The organism is Burkholderia glumae LMG 2196 = ATCC 33617 (assembly GCF_000960995.1).
GTDB classification, from domain to species: domain Bacteria; phylum Pseudomonadota; class Gammaproteobacteria; order Burkholderiales; family Burkholderiaceae; genus Burkholderia; species Burkholderia glumae.
In genome coordinates this window covers 3,033,729-3,051,459 of the sequence record NZ_CP009435.1, presented here as the reverse complement: position 1 = coordinate 3,051,459, position 17,731 = coordinate 3,033,729, and the positions used below count along the sequence as shown (strand labels likewise).

Here is a 17,731-nt window from a genome sequence, read left to right as displayed (position 1 = left end):
ATGCAACGGAGAAGATGGTGAACCTATGTTTGTGTTCGATCCCACTCGTCTTGATCTGGCAGCCGAATTTCGCAGGCAACCGTACGGCCGCCACAGCGCAGATCTGCAATATTTGTTGAATTTCATGAGGCGCCCGACGAACGAGGCATTTCATGTCTTGCTGATCGAGCGGCCTGGCATGTGCTGGCGACTTGCAACAATGCGGCCCGGCGCCCGACAGCCGCCGGAGCCGACGGAATACACGTTCGATAACCTGGAAGAAGCGGAATGGCACGTTTTCACACTGCGTTGGGCTCGGCTGGTCGGACTTGGCGCGATGCCGCCCGGTTGGCCGGCTGGTGCTGACGCAGATTCACCGGAATAAAGGCGAACTCCACCGCCGCCTGCGTGGGATAAACCGTTGACGTGGTACGGAGGATTGAATGCAAGCAAGGCGAGTGGTATTCTCTGCGCCCGGGCGGGTCGCGCTCGAGACATTCGAGTTGCCGGCCCCGGCGCACGATGAGGTCATCGTCGAAACGAAGGCGAGCGTCATCAGTCCGGGCACGGAGCGCGCATTCCTGCTCGCCGAGCCGAATACCGCGACGCGGCAGTTAGGGTTTCCCTATTATCCGGGCTACTCGAACGTAGGGCGTGTGGTCGGCATCGGGAAAGCAGTGTCCAACGTACAGATCGGGGATCTGCTTGGAACGATGTGCGCGCACCAAAGCCACGTGCTCGTCCGGCCACCGCTCGACCATCCGCGGCAGCATGGGCACGGCGCACTATTCGATTCTGTCGAGCCCAGCGGCCTAGCGTGGCGCCTGCCCGGGCGGCATCCCTCGCTGCCGCCGGCCGCGCTGGCGACGTTCATCATTGCCGCGGTGGCACTCTACGGCGTGACGCGCGCACAAATCAAGCCTGGTGACCAAGTCATTGTGGCGGGGCTTGGGCCGATCGGTCTGCTGGCGGGCCAATTCGCCCGTCTGTCCGGTGGGTTGCCGATTGTTGGTATATCCGCTACGGACGCACGGCGGAAGCATGCCGTCAGCCTGGGCTTCGATGAGGTCTATGCAAGCATCGATGCATTCCGGCAACAGCGCGCTAATTACTCCTATGCCGCGAAAACAGTCGTCATCGAAGCGACGGGCCGGCCTGATAATGTACTGACGGCATTGACCTGTTGCCCGACAGGCGCAACGCTGTTGCTTCTGGGCAGCAGTCGGGGAAGCGTGAACGAAGTTGATTTTTACACGCTGCTTCATCGCAAGGCGATCACCGTAATCGGCGCGCACCAGCCCACGCGTCCCGCAGCCAATCCGCTGGAAAACAGATGGGCGCAGTATTGGGATGCCGATACTGCGTTGCGAATGATAGCGTCGGGGCGGCTCGATGTAGCGCCGGTCATCAATCGCGAATTTGCCGTGGAGCGAATCGAGGAGGCTTACCGGTTCGTATGCAATGCGCCAGACGCTCTTTGTGTGTCGCTCTCGTGGAGTTGATCGGACAGCGACGCAGCACGGCGGTATCCGGTGTTTTAAACGAGGCGCTGAAAAAGCGCAATTTTCGCCGGGTGCGATGTTGACCTGGTAATAAAGTGCGAATAGACTCGGGGCTGAATTTCCCGTTGTTATTCCAGATTGCGTTTGGCAGTTCCTTTTTGGTGATGAGAGTAGCCAGGAGCAACGCTGATGACGCCGCATAGTCAATTATTTTCCATACACCAGGATGCTGACGGCCCACTCTTTGAGAGCGTCGGCGGCGATATCCGAGAGAGGATATGGTTCTGGAATAGTACGGTGTCCGATGATTCGCCCGATCGAACCACATATGGCTTTGTCATGTCGGGAGAATGCAAGCTTGAACTCGAAGCGTCTCGTCATGTCCTGGGGGTGGGTTGTTATTTCTCGGTTACTGGCGCGTTCACGATTCGAGGCGGCAAAGGGATGTTGATTCACGTGCCGGCATATCTCGGCCTGAACGCCGTGGGCGGCCCAATAGAGAGTCGCGGGCGGCTGCGATATATCGACGGCTGCACCGATACGTTGCTTATTCCACCCGTGAAACTGGGCGATCCTTGTCTGAATGCGCTTTATTTTCCGCGCGGCATTTCTCAGACGGCGCACACGCATCCCAGCGTGCGCCTCGGCGGCGTGTTGTCAGGCAGCGGAGTATGCAAGACCAACCTAGGCGATTACGTACTGGAGTCGGGTGTTTGCTTTTGTTTACCCGCCGGTCTTTCGCACGGCTTTCACACGACAAGCAGCGAATTGGTTGTCATGGCTTATCATCCTGACAGTGATTTCGGCCCGCAAGACGAAAACCATCCGATGTTGAATCGCACGATCGTCGATGGCGTCAGCGCGCGTGCGCTACCTGCGCTGCATACGCGATGAGCAAAGCGCCTTTGCGTTTTCGCCCACAGCGCCGGGCCAGCGGGCCAAGCGTGGGTGTCTTGATCGTCGGTCTGGGGCAGGCAGGCGCACGGTTCGTGCGGGCGTGCATGGCGATGAACACAGGGTTGACCAAAGTTGTCGTCGTGGCGGGTGTCGACGTCGGAAAGGAGCGCTGCGAGGCGTTCGAAAATGGTCTCGCGTTTCCTTGCTTCGGTTCGATCGAGGAGGCCGCCTCGAAAGTAACGCCCGACATCGTCGTTGTGACTGCCGCTGAGGATCAGCACTTTCGAATCCTTATGTCGATACGGCGATGTTTCCCTCGCGTTCGGCGCGTTCTTTGCGAAAAGCCGTTGACCTCCACTGCCAGCGAGGCGCGCGAACTGGCGCAGCATTATGGTGAGAAAGAGGTTTCCGTCAATTTCGTCGAGCGGTTCAGTCCTATCGTGACGGCCTTGCAGCGGTTCATGCAGCAACGCCGACGCACCATACTGAGGGCGAACTGCTTTTGGGGAAAATATCGCGTCAAGGATGCACGACCCACACTTGGCGTCATTTCGGTGGAGTTGGCACATCCTGTCGATCTAGTTTTGATGCTGGCATGCGTCCACCCCGGCACACATTTCAAGGTCGCCTCGGCTGTGGCGTCGCGCAGCAATTTCGATGTCGGCGAGCACAGCGTACTGCCGCTGGATACCGTTCATGCATCGCTGGAATTCGCAAGCGGCCTGCAGATGATCGTATCCACTTCACTGCTCTGGGCGGAACGTCAGCGCAAGATCGAATTGACGCTGGCGGACCGTGACGGGAACGCATCGGAGCTGGTGGTACTGACGTTCGATAAGCCAATGTGGGATCTCGATCGGCTGGAGGTCTATGAAATTCGGCAAACGGGCGGGCGGCCTGATCTCATTGAGACGATGGATGTCGACGCCGCATCATGGAATACTGACCGCCTCACGATAGGGAAAGTCTGCGCATTTCTGGAATCCAATCTCCGGGAAATCGCCGGCGAAACACATGATTTGGTGCCGAGATTGTCACAAGCGATGTACGTGCAGGAAGTGCTCGAGCGCATTGAGGATGCAGCAAACGTCACGGCCATGTCGACGGCCTGTTACGTGGAGCCTCGGATAAGCGGGGGGGTCCCCCTGTCTGCCCATGTTCACGTGCTTGCGCGTATCGCCGACGGTGTGCCGATCGACGGACCGGAATACATTTGGGATAACCCATATTGAGGCGCGGCAGCGAGAACGGCGGTCATCACGAGACTATGGAGAGCAGGTCGCGCTGGTGAGCGAGGTAGGCGCGGTATCGTGGAACCGAAACGTCACGAAAGTAGGCTTCGCGGTGCGGATTGCGGGCAGGGAGTGGAAGGCGTTGGTTGATGAAAGTATTGGCCGCATCAGTGAGCAGAATGAACGCGGGATGAAGTGTCATCCAGGCTTTGATGACATCGGGCTTGTACCAGTCCGGCTTCCCATAGCCCTCGAGAAAAGAAGTTGCGAAGATTCCAATTTTGCTCGAATGGGCGGTAAAGTAGTAAAGCGATTGTGCGATGTCGGCACATACGGGCCCGATACAAGATTTTTCCCAATCTAGTACGGTCAGCCCGTGCTCGTGAATCAGTATGTTGGCTGGCGTGAAGTCGCCATGGATGAGCCCGGTGGGCGACAAACGGAGCGTTTCGATTTCGGTGGCGTGATCGAATTGTTGCAGCGCATAGCGCAGCAGTGCGGCCAAATCGGCGGTCTCCGCGATGCTGGCGACGGCGTCGCGAATCGTTTGCCACTGGCGGTCGAGCATATCTAGGACGGGCGCGTAAAAGAACTTCCGTGCGATCACGGGTTGCGGGAACTCATGAATCGAACGAAGGACTTCGCCTAGCCTGCGCGCGTCGGGCCAGGTGGCGGGGGGAAGTTCTGCGAGCGTGGTTCCGGCCAGGTGCTGACGGATTACCACGGTGGCGTTTCCTAGTTCATGGATCAGCCAGTTTCCCGTGGGTGCATTGATTCCGTTGCGAACGGCGAGCGTGCCGAGCATGCGGTCTTCGCGAATGTCGGCGGCCGTGCGGCGCGTATCGTATCGAACGACGCGGGTGGTACCGTCCATACAAACAATGTGGAAGTTCCGTGCCGCAATTCCATGCCGATATTCGACGATCCGGGAGGCTTCGATGCCTAGCATTTGCAGGAGCCGCAGGATGTCGGTATCGCGAGTGGGATGGCGGATAGTCATCGCGTGAGCACGAATGAGTCAGGGTAACAGCCGGGTGGCCGATGCGAATCGTCTGTTGATCACGCTCCGCAGCCTGGACTACAGGGTTCAAGCCGCGCGTTATGAGGTTCTGCACGATGTTACAACGTTTCGACGTCGCCGGCATACGCCGCCTTTTTCCGATTGCAGACCAAACGCTTTATTTCGACTCGGCGCGCCACACACCTCTTGCCGTGCCGGTCCGGCGTGCGTTGGAACGATTTCTTGCCGAGAGCGAGGCGCACGCAGGACCTAAATCGGTATGGCTCGATCGCGGTGAGCGGGTGCGCGAGAAGATGGCGAAACTGATCGGCGCGCGTCCCGAGGAGGTTGCATTTACCAAGAATACATCCGACGGACTCAACATCGCAGCGAATGCGATCCCTTTCTGCGAAGGCGATGAAATCCTGTTGAACAATGCTGATCATCCTAATATCGGATCGATTTTCCGGTATCGCGGGCGCGGCGGCGTGAACATGCGCAGCGTGGATCGACTGCGGACAAGTGAAGATCTGGACACATTGGTGGGGGCTATCGGCCCACGGGTCAAGGCAGTCGTCTTGTCCCACGTCGCATTCGATTCCGGATTCCGCTCCGACATTGAAATGATCGGGCAGCAATGCGCTGAAACCGGTGCTTATTGGGTGGTCGACGGCATTCAGTCGGTGGGGGTGTTGCCCTTCGACGTCGATCGATCGCGCATCTCTTTGGCTGCGTTTGGATGCAACAAGGGGTTGCTCACCCCTCCGGGCCTCGGGGTGATGTATTGCAGAAGCGGGCAGCCGCAATTGCAACCGCTGTACGCACCTGCCACATGTGCGGAAGGCGACGGGAAACGTGAGGGCGATCGCGACGACGCAAAGCGGTTCGAATACGGGCTCGCAAATCTGCCGGCACTGCACGCATTGGATGCCGCGCTGGACTTGATCACCGACATAGGGGTGGCGGATATCGCCGAGCACGTGCTGGATTTGGGCGAATACCTCTCCGACCGAATGGCTGAACTACGTGTCGGCGTGTTGGCGGGCGGCCCGCGCGCTCGTCGCTCGCACATATGTTTGCTGGATCTACCCGGGCCGGGCTGGCAGACGTATCTCGCGGAAAATCGCGTGCGGTTCTCCATGGAGCGCGACGGAGTGAGAATCGCGTTCGCTATGTTCAACACCCGGCAAGACGTCGATCAACTCGTCGAGTTGATTCGAGACAGGTTGCATGCAACCGGCGACTACGTTCGGGACGGCAAGCGAGTCGAGGACACCCGCGCAAATTGACGTTTACGGAGAATCGAAAAGTTGCTGCCCAGCTTTCCACTCGTCACGCTACTCACGCCCAACCGCGTAAAACGGTCCGTCTACGACCTCAACGCGGACTATGTCCGCTCGCTCGAAATGATTCGGCAGCGCTGGGGGGGCAGCGGGACAATCCGAGAACGTCTCTGGAACCATGCGGCCATGCTGCTGCGGCCAGACGCGATCGTAGGACGCCGTGCCGCGGCGGTGTTTCCTGCGCTGCGAGCACACGGATTCATACCGGTTGCGGTTCGTCGCGTTGCGCTGGATTCGCCGCGGACTTCCGCGCTGTGGATCTACCAAAGCAACGTGTCAACCCCGGAACGACTCCGTCTCATGGACCGCTTGATGACATCCGCGCCGTCAGTGTATGTGGTACTGCGTGACGTCCGTTCGCGCACGATGACGCCGGCGACGGTGCATGCCACTTACATCAAGGGGCCGACGGTGGCCGCAAAAAGAAAACGTGATCATTTACGCAGCCTGGTGGGGCCGCCCATTGCGAACCTACTGTCGTACATCCATATGGCTGATGATCCGGCCGATCTCGTGCGGGAAATGGGAGTATTGTTCGACGCGGCTGAACAAGCCGGAATACTCGCCGAAATCGACGCGCGACAGGATCGCACCGGTGTGGCTTTACGGATCATTTCGCAACTAGAAGCGAGGCTGCCTGATTCGGGCGCGTTCGCCGCGGGCGGCTCCCAAGCGGGTGGCCTCGGTGGCGACACCTTAGCCAGCCAACTCGGCCGTTGCGACGCCTGCCCCCCCGAACTCCCGACCGACGCGGGGTGGAAAGCATTCGTGGAGGAAGCGATTAACTGCAAGAGCTTCATTTCCGGCGAGAGCTACGACACGAGCCTAGCGACGGTCCCAGACGACAAGCGCTTGTCCTTGCCGGTGGATACGTATCTGATCCGCGCCGAGTTCGGCCTGCCATAGGATAGGCACGATGCGTGAGCAGTTGGGGAAACTCCGCACGATGCAGAGCAATGGGCTGCGCGGCTTGCTGACCGAATACGGTGAAGTGATGAGCAAGTGACGAGCGAAGTTGGACACGGAAATACCGGCTGCGCTCAGCCGAATCGCAGAGCGGTTACCTGCGGCACTGATCGATACGTTACGCGAGCAATGGAACGGGTTGGCGAAGCTCGACGAACAAATCGCGGAAATCGAACGCCGGATACGCGACTGGAAGAAGGAAGACAAGGCAGTGAAGGCGATTAGCGAGATACCCGGCGTAGGTTTGCTGACGGCCACAGCAGCAGTCGCAATGATGGGTGACCCGAAGGCGTTCAGCTCAGGGCGGGAGTTCGCGGTGTGGGCCGGGTTGGTGCCGAAGCAGACCGGCTCGGGCGGCAAGGTGAACCTCCACGTGATCAGCAAAAGAGGCGACACGTATCTGCGCGCGCTGCTGATCCATGGCGCACGTAGTGTGCTGACACACGCGAAGGAGCCCGGGGAGTGGGTCGAGCAGATGAAGAAACCGCGACCGCCGAATGTGGTGATAGTCGCATTGGCCAACAAGATGGCACGGACGATCTGGGCGGTAGTGGCACACGATCGGCCGTACCAAATGGGGTACGTGAGCGTGAAGCCGGCTTGATAGGCGACTGCCACGTTGAAGATCAACGTTTAACACAGGGTGAACGTCGAAAGGTTGCGCAGTAGTCGAATGTGATGACGAATCAGGTAGGACCTGGGACTCGCTAACTGAATGGTCTGTCGAGAATTGAGCTCGCTAGAGGAATGAGGTGCGAGTCAGCGGATTTCATAGGGGGCCGCAGCGGCAATATCGGCTGCAAGAAGGCCGGATATAGAGCTGCAGCCCATCCTGTCAGTCTAAACATGCGAAAACTGTTGCAAACGGAACGCGTTCATATAGTGACCATGACGATTTCCCATGCCCGTGCAATCCGCCCACTGGTGGGTGTTTCGTGTTGTACGCGAGAGATTTCAGGAGCGATATTTCATACCGTGCTCCAAAAATATCTGATCGCACTGTCCGAATACAGTAGATGCGATACCGTGCTCATTCCCGCACTAGGCGGCCGCGACGGTGCACACGCAACCGATCTTAGGCATCTGATTGCGCGCCTTGACGGCGTACTGTTGACCGGCGGCCGCTCGATGGTGGAACCGAAGCACTATGGCGGGCCTTCGGATGGCCCCGATACCCTGCACGACCCGGGTCGGGACGCGACCACGATTCAGGTCGCGCGTTTGGCAGTGGAAATGAGCGTACCGCTGTTTGGTATCTGTCGCGGACTGCAAGAGATCTGCTGTGCGTTCGGGGGAACGCTCGACCAGGATCTGTCCGCCGACCGCGAAAAGCTGAATCACCGAGCACCGGTCAATGTCAGCTACAGGGACAAATATCTGCCGGCTCACTGGGTCGAGAGTGCACCGGGAAGCATGCTTGCGAGTATGGCAAGTAAATCAATCGGTGCGCTCCGCTTTCAGGTCAACTCGCTGCACCAGCAGGGTATCCGTACGTTGGGCACGGGGTTGAGCGCCGCAGCCTATGCGGACGACGGCGTCATCGAGGCAGTCGAGGTCAATATCTCGACTGCGTTCGCGCTGGCGGTGCAGTGGCACCCGGAATGGAACCTTGAGGCCAACCCGGTGAACCGTGCAATGTTCGATGCTTTCGGATCTGCGTGCAAAAGTCGACTCGGCGCGACCATGCAGCTTCGTGACCTCGTGCCTGCTGGGCCTCTGCGCCCGCAGGTTCAAAAGGAGGCGAGGCCTTTGAACCGATGACGTGTTGGTGCGCCGCGCTGCCCGTAGGCCTTGGTCCGGTATTCGTATTCCCAGGCGGCATACTCGTTGGTGAATTCGCTGTTCGCTCGATCCCGCTCGAGCAGTCTCAGGCCTGACTCACCGGACGGCACGCCTGGCATGGCCGCAAGCAGAGGGCTCGACAATTCGAACAGGTAGTCCACGAAGTCGAGCGAGCGGGCGATAAATGCGCGCTTGCCTGCGTCATTGTCGGTGTCTCGCAGATAGGCGAGGTCGAGAAACCGGGCGAGTAGCGGCGCCGTGTCGGGTAATCGCCTCAGGTAAGTGAGCAGCCATTTGCGGCGCAGACTGGTGACGCCACGAAGGCGCAGATAACCTGATGTCTGAATGAACACGTTCTCACGAGCCAGCTCGACCGCACGGTCCACGTCACCCGAATCCCACGCACCTGCCAGATCGAGCAAAATAGCGAAATCGGAGGCGACCCAACGGTATGCGACATAAAGGTATTCCTGCTTCGAAATCCGTCCCATGAGACGCTGGAACGCGTCCGCACCGCGCAGCACAATGCAATTGAATAGGCGATGAATCATGACCTCTTCCCGATCTGTCAGGCGCTTGGTCAGTAGGATCAAATTGCGGGTTGCATAACGGTAGATTTCTCGTAGCCGGTCGAACACCGAATCGACTTCGGCGAAAGTCTTGAACTCCACGTCCACCTTGATTGACGTGCCAGGCACCACGGTATGAATGAGCAGGACGTTGCACGCGTCGGTTTCTGGACGGATGATGTCGCGCTCAACGCTAATCACCCTGTGATGCCGCTCAAGATCGATTGTTTTGCTTGAACGATATGAGTTCGTGAAAACGTACACATCGATATCTGAATACGCGTTACCGATACCCTCGATCAACGTTCCGGCTACCACCACGATATCGTCCGGTTGCACGTAACAGCTTTGTAAAAGAAACGCCGTATCGAGTTCCAGCGCGCCCCCCGGGAGTGAAATCGTCGGCATTATCGATGTTTCTATCATGTCACTCATGAGAGATCCTTTTCACGCGCGTGCAAAGAAAGGGGCGGCCCGGTGGCTGCGGCCGTCGCGAGCAGCAGTTAATTTACCGCGCTTCCTTTTCAGTGTAAACGGAGCGTGAATGCCCGGAGTAGGCTTGCCGCATTCGGACTACAAGATCGTGGCATTCGGTTCAGTTTGGAAAATGTAATGCGTTTGACATAGCGCGTTCCACCCGATTTTTTTCGCTACAGCGTTGCAAGCCATAAGCTTGCGTGCTACGCTCGGTTTCTGTTGTAGGTAGTGGCCGGATAGACGAATGATTGGAAATCGAACAAAGGACGATCCTTTTACTTAAGGAAACACTGATTAATCCGGCTCGGTGGTCATCGCTGACGCAGCCGAGGACGTTGTAGAAGATAGTTCACGGAACGAGCCCACGACGATGAAACGGCAAATGAGCTTTGCGGAAGCGGAAAGCGCGGGCAAGAAGCGCATGACCCGGCGTCAGCGTTTCCTGGACGAGATGGAGAAGCTCGTGCCGTGGTCGCGACTGCTGACGGCAATCGAGCCGTACTACCCGAAAGGAACACTCGGCCGCCCGCCGATCGGTCTGGAGCGGATGCTTCGAATCTACTTCCTGCAGCAGTGGTACAGCCTGTCGGACGAAGGGCTGGAGGATGCGCTGTACGACAGCATCGCGATGCGGGCCTTCGCCGGGATTGATCTGGCCGTGGAGAACGTGCCGGATGCGACCGCGCTGCTGAAGTTCCGGCGCCTGCTTCTCGAACATGACCTGACGCGCAAGCTGTTCGACGAGATTGGCATATCGCTGTGCGAACGCGGGCTGATGATGAAGGAAGGCACGCTGGTCGACGCGACGATCATCGAAGCGCCGCCGTCGACCAAGAACGCCGAGAAGCGCCGCGATCCGGACATGCATCAAACGAAGAAAGGCAACGCGTGGCACTTCGGCATGAAGGCCCACATCGGCGTCGATGCCGATTCGGGGCTGGTTCACAGCGTGGTTGGCACTTCCGCCAACGTGTCGGATGTTTCGCAAGCGCACGCGCTGTTGCATGATCACGAGCAAGAAGCGCTCGGCGACGCGGGCTATATCGGCGTAGACAAGCGCAATGAAATGAAGGGCCGGTCGGTGAAGTGGCGCGTGGCGGCCAAGCGCGGAAAGATCAAGGCGATGCAGGATGGTGCGCTGAAGGATCTGATGATCGCGCTTGAGCGAACCAAGGCGCAAATCCGCGCGCGGGTCGAGCATCCGTTCCATGTTGTCAAAAACCTGTTCGGCCATTGCAAGGTGCGCTGCAAGGGACTAGCGAAGAACACGGCGCAACTGTTCAGCCTGTTCGCCTTGGCGAACTTGGTGATTGCGCAAAACCGGTTTCGGTCGGTTCACGGGAGTAGTCCGTCACGTGTATGAAAAACGCAGGAAATGAGGCGCTTTCCCGGGTCAAACTTCCCCGAATTCGCTGCGCTTCACTTCGGCATCCGGAGTTTGCGCGTCAGCATCGCCGACAAGCTCGCGCGTTGGCCTATTAATCAGTGTTTCTCTAACGGTCCTATGCTTCCATTGGAAACAGTATTGACGCCCAATCGGATCAAACACCGCTATTATTGGGCAGACGCCGATTTTAGGCACGCCATGGAGGTGATCCGTGGGCACTGGATTTGCACCGATCGGATCATCCATCGCCTGTGGAACTATGCAGCGCTGATACTGCGTCCGGACGCGATTGCCGGCGGCCAGTCCGCCGCGGTGTTGCCGATGCTGCGGCAGCATGGATTCATACCGGTTGCCGTGAAACGGGTTCACGTCGGCGCGTCGAGGGCTGAGGCACTTTGGCGCTACCAGTTCAACGTCGCCACGCCGGAACGGCGATCTGTGCTTAAGCATTTGATGTCGATGGGCGATTCCGTCTACTTGATCGTGCGCGACGATACCGTCCGTACGTCCGCGCCCGCCACGGTTCATCTGACGTACCTGAAGGGAACGGCCGTGATCGAGCGGCGGAAGCCCGGCCATCTCAGGACGGTGGCAGGACCCGCCGTGGCGAATATTTTTTCGTATGTGCATGTATCCGACGATCCAGCGGATGTCCTGCGCGAAATGGCTGTGTTATTCGACGATTTCTCGATCCGGGCGCTGCTTGCACAAATCGATTCGGGGGTTGACCGCTCCGCCGAAGTTTACGCTGCGCTTCGCGAGCTGCAATCGCTCGTTCCAAAAAATGCGCTGTTTCATGGCGTTGGTGCGTCGATAGACAGAGCGGTCGATGAAGAAAAATGGCAAATCGCATCTGAGTGGCGTGACCTGGTTGAAAGAGCGAAACGAGTCAGAAATTTCATGACCGGCGAAAGCTATGCCGGAGCCGATGCGACGATTCCGGACGACACGGGGTTGTCGTTGCCTTTGGACGGACATCTTGTCTTTGCTGAATTGGGCCTGAGGTAGAGCCCGACCGTCCGTTTCTGCATTGAGGAAAGGACATGACTGACACCAGAGCGGGCGAGGGCATGGAGTTGGCGGCGATTCTGGCGCGCGTGCGGGACGCGCTTGTTGAGTTTAATGACGACGCCGATCTGGCGGAACTGGGTAATGAAGATTCGTTGAGCGACACACTCGAATCATTTACTCATTTCGCATTCCTGATGTCGCTGGAAGAGAAGTTTAACCTTACTATTCCCGATCATGAGTTCACGTTCTCGAAAATGGGAACGCTGGCCGCGATCGCAAGGGTGTTGTCCCGTTATGCCAAGTCCGGCCCCGACGCGTAGTGCTTGGGGACCGAGGTTAACGCGACCGGCCGCAGAGGAGCAACCGATGACCGAGTTTTCGGACGATAGCTTGCTGATGAACGGGACTCGTGAGCAACGGACCCTAATAGCGCTTTCCATGGTGGACAGGCAGGTCCCGGCCGCTTTCTTTGACGAGGTTTTTTCCGCGCGGCTCGATTGGCCCTGGATCGTCATGCAAGCCATGCATCAGCGGGTACTTTGCTACGTGTGGGAAAACCTGAAGCACCGGAATCTCATCGGGCCGGCTGCGCGCAGTGGGCTGGTGAAGAATTGGATCACGTACATGGACCAGCTCAGCCAAGCCAATCTAGAAAAGAACACGCTTTGGCTGAACCTGCTCAGGCGTACAATCGAGGCAGTGAACAGGGCGGGTGTACCGATCGTATGCATCAAGGGTAGCGCCCTGATCGGCGACATCTATCATCCGGGCAATCGAATGCTGGGTGACGTCGACACGTTGATTCCCCAGAGCGCAGCAGCAGAGGTTTCGGCGGTGCTGAATGAGCTCGGGTTCGTCCAGGGCACGGTCAATTTCGTGAACAATACAGTCGAGCCTCTTTCGCGCGAAAAAATTCGATTTTGGAATTTCAACGCGCATATTATGGCCAAATTCACGCTGTTGACGAACCACCCGAGCGTTCCGTTTTTTCGTTTCGCCGCAGGGTTCGATTTCTTCGACCCACACGATATCTATAGTTTTCCAAGTGACGCAGTACTGTCGCGGCGCGTGCCGAAAAGCGTCGATCCGATCATTTCGATACCAGACGAAGCGGATATGGTGCTCAATTTGTGCATCCACATCTACCGCGAGGCCGTGTCGGCAATTTTCGCCGCTTCGGCCGATAACTGGCACCTGGGTAAATTTAGCGACCTCAGAATCTATATTTTGAAGCACGACAGCGAAACGTTGCGCAATGCGGTGAAAAGCCGTGTGGCGGAAAATCATCTGGAGAAACCTTACTATTTCGCGCTGCACTACACGCAGGCTGTGTACGGCGACTCCGCGCTGGCACCCTGGGCCAATCTCGTCGATCCAGGGGACGATAAGGAGTTCATTTATGAAATGCTGGATGGAGAGCGCCGGGTCATGTATCGCGCACCGTTTTCCGAGCGGCTCTTCGATACGGCGGGCACGGAAATCCCCGGGCTCGACCCCGCGTGGAAAAAAGTGATGACCGACGACGCATGGTAGTACGAAGGCCAACGCGGTCGATTGATCAACCAGTAAATGCCGAATGGGCGACCGATGACGCAGACAGCGAGTAAAACAACTATGAACCGCGACCCCTGGTGTTATCGGGGAAAGCGGCTCACCGAGCGGATTATCCAGCTAACCACATTGCCGACGGTGATCGATCGACATGCTGCCGGCGAGGGGATGGATCGGCCTGCGTTGACTTGGTATGTTGATCAAGCGCGAACTACACATTGGACGTACCGGGAGATGATCGCGGACATTCATTGTCTTGCTGCAGAGTTGGCTCTACATCATCGCGTGTCGCGAGGTGATCGCGTGATGGTCATTTCGGCCAACTGCCCCGAAGCCTACCTTACTTATCTGGCGATTCTTTATATCGGCGCTATTGCGGTGCCCGTCAATAATGTCGAGTCGACGCGCAATCTGCAATACATTGCCGGACAAGTCCAGCCTGTATTGACGGTCACCGGCCTGGGCGTCGGCGCCGATTTGCTGGTGGCGATCGATGCATCCAGGATAGGGACTGAGGAACTATTAGCGAATGCGAGGGCACGGGGGGCTGCGAGTATGCCGTCTCCGGCCGTCGAGCCCGACGATCTTGCGGTGCTGTTGTTTACCTCAGGCACGACTTCATCACCCAAGGGCGTCCGCCTGAGCCATTACAACATCTTGGTCAATGCCGAGGGATTGAGGATCGCCCACGCTCTCGACGTGAATCAACATCATCTTTGCATCCTACCGTTGTTTCACGCGAATGCCTTTGGTTTCTCGATGATTGGTTCGGTTTACGCAGGATGTCACACGGTTTTATGCAACCGCTTCTCAGGCCAGGGGCTTTGGGAGATCGCCAGCCGCGAGCAAATCAACATCTTGTCGGCAGTTCCGGAAATCATTCGTTTGCTCGGCAGCCGCCGGTCGAAGCCGGAGCTGTCGCCTGATTTCCGCTATGTCGTGTCCGCTGCCGCACCCCTGTCGCGCACCGACGCCGCATCGTTCGAAAAAAACCTCGGTATTCCCATACACCAGGGTTACGGTCTCAGCGAATGCACGAATTTCGCCGCTACCACGCCGGCGTCGATCGATCCGATCGTTCGCAGGCGTTTGATGAATGAGTGGAACGTACCGAGCATCGGCCCGGCGTTGTTTGGCACCGAACTGAAGATCGCGCGGCGGGATGGTTCGCCTGCAGACCAGGGCGAGGAGGGCGAGATTCTGATTCGCGGCCACAACGTGATGTCCGGCTATTGGCGGGCCGACGAAGAAACCTCTCTGGCATTCGCCGACGGATGGTTGCACAGCGGCGATCTCGGCTTCTTCGTCCAGGTGGAGGAGGTGCCGTATTTTTTCGTCACGGGCCGCCTCAAGGAGATCATCCTCCGGCGCGGCGACAGCATCAGCCCCCGAGCAGTGGAGGCGGAATTGGCTGCTCTGTCGCATGTCGGCCGCTTCGCCGCTTGCGGTTTTCGTAACGAATGGGCCGGGGAAGAAATTGGCGTCTATGTCTTTACAGACGACATCGACCATGCGTTGGCCGAGGTGCGAGCGATCGTGGAGCGCTGCTCGCCGCGGTATCGTCCTGGCGTTGTGATGGTCGGTGCGCGCACGATACCGGCCACGGTGACAGGAAAGATTCAGCGTAGGCAACTTGCTTCGCGGTTTGGTGTTTTTGCTGCCGCAGCGTTGGGTGGAAAGCCCCGTGTGGTGGCCGACGAAGCGACCGGTGGTAACGGATGAGCGCGATCATCGCTTATTCGGATCGTTGGAGCGTGGCGCCGGGTGAGACGATTCGCTTCATGGTGAGCAGCGCGAATGCTGAACCGTATGATGTACAAATTGTCCGGCTGCGTCAGCCGAACGCCGGCCCGGGGGCTTCCTCCTTCGAACCGGAGTGTGTTGCAACTCCTTGTAACGGTCGTTATGAGGGCCGCACTCAGACAATTCCGATCGGTTCACTGGCCGTTTTCGATCGTCTCGCCCTGGACGTTAGCGACGGGTTTTCGTTGACCGCGTGCATCCGCCCGACGACACCGCGCAAGGGCCGTCAGGCGATCATGGGCGCGTGGTCTGAACACCAAATGACTGGCAGTGGGCTGGAATTAGATGAGCGCGGCGCGTTGCAGCTTGTGTTGGGGCGGCCCGGACTGGCGCCGGTGTATGTGTCCACCGGTGTGCCGATGACTCCACGCTGGCATCGCGTTGCGGCATCGTTCGACGCCGCGGCGGGTGCCGTGACACTGTGGCAAGAGCCGTTGAGCCGTCATGATTTCCATAATGAAGCGCCAGTGTCGGTGACGGTCAACGTGCCGTTCTGCCCAGCTGCGTTCGCCGGACCGTTCACGATGGCTGCGTGGAGCGCGGATCGCACGGACGAACCGTCCGCGTGGGAAGGCTGGCAGTTCGCCTGTCATTTCAACGGTTGTATTGCGCGACCACGCGTCGCACGTGGGCCGCTTGCGCGTGATGAAATCGCCCTGTTGGATGCGTGGCCGGAACGCGCCGATCTGGGGGAGCGTGTGGTGGCGGCGTGGGACTTCACTCAGGGAATATCGGGCGACGCGGTTACCGATCTCGGGTTGCGGCAGCACCACGGGATATTGATCAATCAACCGACCCGCGCCGTGCCTGGACACGATTGGGAAGGCGAAGTGTTCGCGTGGCCGCTTGCCCCAGATCGCTATGGTGCGATTCATTTTCACGACGATGATCTGGTCGACGCTTGCTGGGCGTCAGATTTCGAATGGGTCGTGCCAAACGCATTACGATCGGGCGTATATGCGGCGCATCTTACCAGTGATGTGAGCGAATTCTGGATACCGTTTGTCGTACGGCCACCGCGCGGCAAATCGAACAAGTCGACTGCACGTATTCTGCTGTTGCTCCCGACCGCCACCTATATCGCCTACCAGAATCATCGCACTCGTTTTTCCTCGCTTGCGAGCGAGCGTCTGCATGGTTGTCTGTCGCTGCTCGACGCCGTTGACGTCGCATTCCTAGATACGCCAGAAATGGGGCTGTCGACTTACGATCGCCATAGCGATGGAAGTGGGGTCGCTTACGCAAGCCGGCACCGACCGGCACAGAACGTCCGGCCGGACGGCCGCTTGTGGAATTTCAATGTCGACCTTTTCATCGTTGATTGGCTTGAAAAGCTCGGCGTGGCCTATGACGTCGTCACCGATGAAGACTTGCATGCGGAGCAGGCAGCTTTGCTCGCGCCTTACGCGACCGTCATTACTGGTTCGCATCCCGAATACGCGTCGCGTGAAATGCTCGATGCGATCGAGTGCTATCTCCGAACGGGCGGCCGGCTCATGTACATGGGAGGCAACGGCTTTTACTGGCGCATCGCATTTCATCCCGAGCGCAGCGGTGTGATCGAGGTTCGGCGAGCGGATGGCGTGCGCGCCTGGGATGCGGAGCCGGGCGCACTGCATTTGAGCTTCAATGGCGAGCGCGGTGGGTTGTGGCGGCAGGCGGGCCGAGCGCCACAGAGATTGGTCGGTGTGGGCTTTGTCGCGCAGGGCTTTGATCGTTGCAGCTATTATCGACGCACGTGCGCGTCGTACGATCCGTGCTTGGCGTGGATGTTCGAAGGCATATGTGGCGAAGTTTTCGGTGATTACGGAATGTTGAAAGGAGGCGCGGCGGGCATCGAGATCGATGCCTGTAGTGATGACCTAGGTACGCCACCTCAAGCAATCGTGATCGCCCGCAGCGAAAATCATTCGAATACGTATGAACAGGCGGGCGAGGAAGTGCTGGTTCCGCACGGTGCGACGGATGCACTACTCAATGCATCCGTCCGCGCAGAGATGGTTTTCTTCGCCATTCCCGGTGGCGGCGCCGTTTTTTCGACCGGCTCGATCGCTTACGCCGGCGCACTGGGCTGTAGCGGTCGCGATCATGATGTGTTCAGGTTGACGACGAACGTGCTGTGCCGGTTTGTCGACCCTGCGCCTTTCGATTTCGATAAGCGCCAAGGCAGGCCTTTGAAGCAATCGTGACCGATGGCCGCCAGTAAGATGAACGTGACGCCTCGAGTTCGGC

At 58.4% G+C, this 17,731-nt stretch carries 15 protein-coding genes and 1 pseudogene; 14 read left to right on the top strand and 2 right to left on the bottom strand.

Annotated elements, in window-relative coordinates:
- The first annotated feature begins 25 nt into the window (after positions 1 to 25).
- The 4 genes from KS03_RS31775 to KS03_RS26150 all read left to right on the top strand — a co-directional run bounded on the left by KS03_RS31775 (position 26) and on the right by KS03_RS26150 (position 3,610).
- A complete protein-coding gene (locus tag KS03_RS31775) occupies positions 26 to 364 on the top strand; it encodes a N,N-dimethylformamidase alpha subunit family protein (protein WP_015875921.1) in 339 nt (112 codons plus the stop codon).
- A 58-nt stretch (positions 365 to 422) separates the two neighbouring features.
- Positions 423 to 1,481 (top strand): zinc-dependent alcohol dehydrogenase, encoded by a 1,059-nt coding sequence (locus KS03_RS26155; RefSeq protein ID WP_015875920.1) that lies wholly within the window; start codon positions 423 to 425, stop codon positions 1,479 to 1,481.
- Between the two features lie 189 nt (positions 1,482 to 1,670).
- Positions 1,671 to 2,375, top strand: coding sequence for a cupin domain-containing protein (locus tag KS03_RS31770; RefSeq protein ID WP_015875919.1), 705 nt, complete (start codon positions 1,671 to 1,673; stop codon positions 2,373 to 2,375).
- Positions 2,372 to 3,610, top strand: coding sequence for a Gfo/Idh/MocA family protein (locus tag KS03_RS26150; RefSeq protein WP_015875918.1), 1,239 nt, complete (start codon positions 2,372 to 2,374; stop codon positions 3,608 to 3,610). The genes KS03_RS31770 and KS03_RS26150 overlap by 4 nt, the downstream gene beginning before the upstream one ends.
- 25 nt (positions 3,611 to 3,635) lie before the next feature.
- Here the strand turns inward: KS03_RS26150 and KS03_RS26145 are convergent, their stop codons facing one another.
- Positions 3,636 to 4,610 carry a phosphotransferase family protein gene (locus KS03_RS26145; protein ID WP_015875917.1) on the bottom strand — a complete coding sequence of 325 codons (975 nt, stop codon included), beginning with the start codon at positions 4,608 to 4,610 and terminating at the stop codon, positions 3,636 to 3,638.
- A 116-nt stretch (positions 4,611 to 4,726) separates the two neighbouring features.
- Here KS03_RS26145 and KS03_RS26140 point away from each other — a divergent pair, with 116 nt between their 5' ends.
- The 4 genes and pseudogenes from KS03_RS26140 (at position 4,727) to KS03_RS30545 (ending at position 8,680) form a co-directional block, all read left to right on the top strand.
- A complete protein-coding gene (locus KS03_RS26140; RefSeq protein WP_035983864.1) occupies positions 4,727 to 5,899 on the top strand; it encodes an aminotransferase class V-fold PLP-dependent enzyme in 1,173 nt (390 codons plus the stop codon).
- 117 nt (positions 5,900 to 6,016) lie between these two features.
- A complete protein-coding gene (locus KS03_RS30550; protein WP_373419880.1) occupies positions 6,017 to 6,859 on the top strand; it encodes a nucleoside-diphosphate kinase in 843 nt (280 codons plus the stop codon).
- Positions 6,849 to 7,523, top strand: a pseudogene (locus KS03_RS26130) (IS110 family RNA-guided transposase); the annotation flags it as partial. The gene KS03_RS30550 and the pseudogene KS03_RS26130, both read left to right, overlap by 11 nt.
- A gap of 284 nt (positions 7,524 to 7,807) precedes the next feature.
- On the top strand, positions 7,808 to 8,680 hold the full coding sequence (locus KS03_RS30545; RefSeq protein WP_169511805.1) for a gamma-glutamyl-gamma-aminobutyrate hydrolase family protein: 873 nt from the start codon (positions 7,808 to 7,810) through the stop codon (positions 8,678 to 8,680).
- On the opposite strand, the gene KS03_RS26125 is transcribed toward KS03_RS30545, so the two are convergent.
- Entirely contained in the window at positions 8,650 to 9,705 is a 1,056-nt protein-coding gene (locus tag KS03_RS26125; RefSeq protein ID WP_017432258.1) for a hypothetical protein, read from the bottom strand. The two genes, KS03_RS30545 and KS03_RS26125, sit on opposite strands and share 31 nt — an antisense overlap.
- A 412-nt stretch (positions 9,706 to 10,117) precedes the next feature.
- On the opposite strand from KS03_RS26125, the gene KS03_RS26120 reads away from it, so the two are divergent.
- The 6 genes from KS03_RS26120 (at position 10,118) to KS03_RS31760 (ending at position 17,688) form a co-directional block, all read left to right on the top strand.
- On the top strand, positions 10,118 to 11,110 hold the full coding sequence (locus KS03_RS26120; protein WP_015875913.1) for an IS5 family transposase: 993 nt from the start codon (positions 10,118 to 10,120) through the stop codon (positions 11,108 to 11,110).
- A 12-nt stretch (positions 11,111 to 11,122) separates the two neighbouring features.
- Entirely contained in the window at positions 11,123 to 12,142 is a 1,020-nt protein-coding gene (locus KS03_RS29025; protein WP_080763615.1) for a nucleoside-diphosphate kinase, read from the top strand.
- A gap of 35 nt (positions 12,143 to 12,177) precedes the next feature.
- Positions 12,178 to 12,465 carry a hypothetical protein gene (locus tag KS03_RS31765; RefSeq protein ID WP_017433090.1) on the top strand — a complete coding sequence of 96 codons (288 nt, stop codon included), beginning with the start codon at positions 12,178 to 12,180 and terminating at the stop codon, positions 12,463 to 12,465.
- A gap of 46 nt (positions 12,466 to 12,511) precedes the next feature.
- Positions 12,512 to 13,678 (top strand): nucleotidyltransferase family protein, encoded by a 1,167-nt coding sequence (locus KS03_RS26105; protein WP_015875911.1) that lies wholly within the window; start codon positions 12,512 to 12,514, stop codon positions 13,676 to 13,678.
- An 81-nt stretch (positions 13,679 to 13,759) separates the two neighbouring features.
- Positions 13,760 to 15,418: a class I adenylate-forming enzyme family protein gene (locus tag KS03_RS26100; protein ID WP_158335152.1), complete on the top strand. Its 1,659-nt coding sequence runs from the start codon at positions 13,760 to 13,762 to the stop codon at positions 15,416 to 15,418.
- Positions 15,415 to 17,688 carry a N,N-dimethylformamidase beta subunit family domain-containing protein gene (locus tag KS03_RS31760; protein WP_015875909.1) on the top strand — a complete coding sequence of 758 codons (2,274 nt, stop codon included), beginning with the start codon at positions 15,415 to 15,417 and terminating at the stop codon, positions 17,686 to 17,688. Before KS03_RS26100 ends, KS03_RS31760 begins: the two co-directional genes overlap by 4 nt.
- Positions 17,689 to 17,731: the final 43 nt, after the last annotated feature.

Bases quoted from the DNA above. Each gene is read 5' to 3' on its own strand.
- KS03_RS31765 (WP_017433090.1), top strand. From the start codon at position 12,178: ATGACTGACACCAGAGCGGGCGAGGGCATGGAGTTGGCGGCGATTCTG.
- KS03_RS30550 (WP_373419880.1), top strand. From the start codon at position 6,017: ATGATTCGGCAGCGCTGGGGGGGCAGCGGGACAATCCGAGAACGTCTC.
- KS03_RS31770 (WP_015875919.1), top strand. From the start codon at position 1,671: ATGACGCCGCATAGTCAATTATTTTCCATACACCAGGATGCTGACGGC.
- KS03_RS26155 (WP_015875920.1), top strand. From the start codon at position 423: ATGCAAGCAAGGCGAGTGGTATTCTCTGCGCCCGGGCGGGTCGCGCTC.
- KS03_RS30545 (WP_169511805.1), top strand. From the start codon at position 7,808: ATGACGATTTCCCATGCCCGTGCAATCCGCCCACTGGTGGGTGTTTCG.
- KS03_RS26140 (WP_035983864.1), top strand. From the start codon at position 4,727: ATGTTACAACGTTTCGACGTCGCCGGCATACGCCGCCTTTTTCCGATT.
- KS03_RS31775 (WP_015875921.1), top strand. From the start codon at position 26: ATGTTTGTGTTCGATCCCACTCGTCTTGATCTGGCAGCCGAATTTCGC.
- KS03_RS26145 (WP_015875917.1), bottom strand. From the start codon at position 4,610: ATGACTATCCGCCATCCCACTCGCGATACCGACATCCTGCGGCTCCTG.
- KS03_RS31760 (WP_015875909.1), top strand. From the start codon at position 15,415: ATGAGCGCGATCATCGCTTATTCGGATCGTTGGAGCGTGGCGCCGGGT.
- KS03_RS26150 (WP_015875918.1), top strand. From the start codon at position 2,372: ATGAGCAAAGCGCCTTTGCGTTTTCGCCCACAGCGCCGGGCCAGCGGG.
- KS03_RS26125 (WP_017432258.1), bottom strand. From the start codon at position 9,705: ATGAGTGACATGATAGAAACATCGATAATGCCGACGATTTCACTCCCG.
- KS03_RS26100 (WP_158335152.1), top strand. From the start codon at position 13,760: ATGAACCGCGACCCCTGGTGTTATCGGGGAAAGCGGCTCACCGAGCGG.
- KS03_RS26105 (WP_015875911.1), top strand. From the start codon at position 12,512: ATGACCGAGTTTTCGGACGATAGCTTGCTGATGAACGGGACTCGTGAG.
- KS03_RS29025 (WP_080763615.1), top strand. From the start codon at position 11,123: ATGAGGCGCTTTCCCGGGTCAAACTTCCCCGAATTCGCTGCGCTTCAC.
- KS03_RS26120 (WP_015875913.1), top strand. From the start codon at position 10,118: ATGAAACGGCAAATGAGCTTTGCGGAAGCGGAAAGCGCGGGCAAGAAG.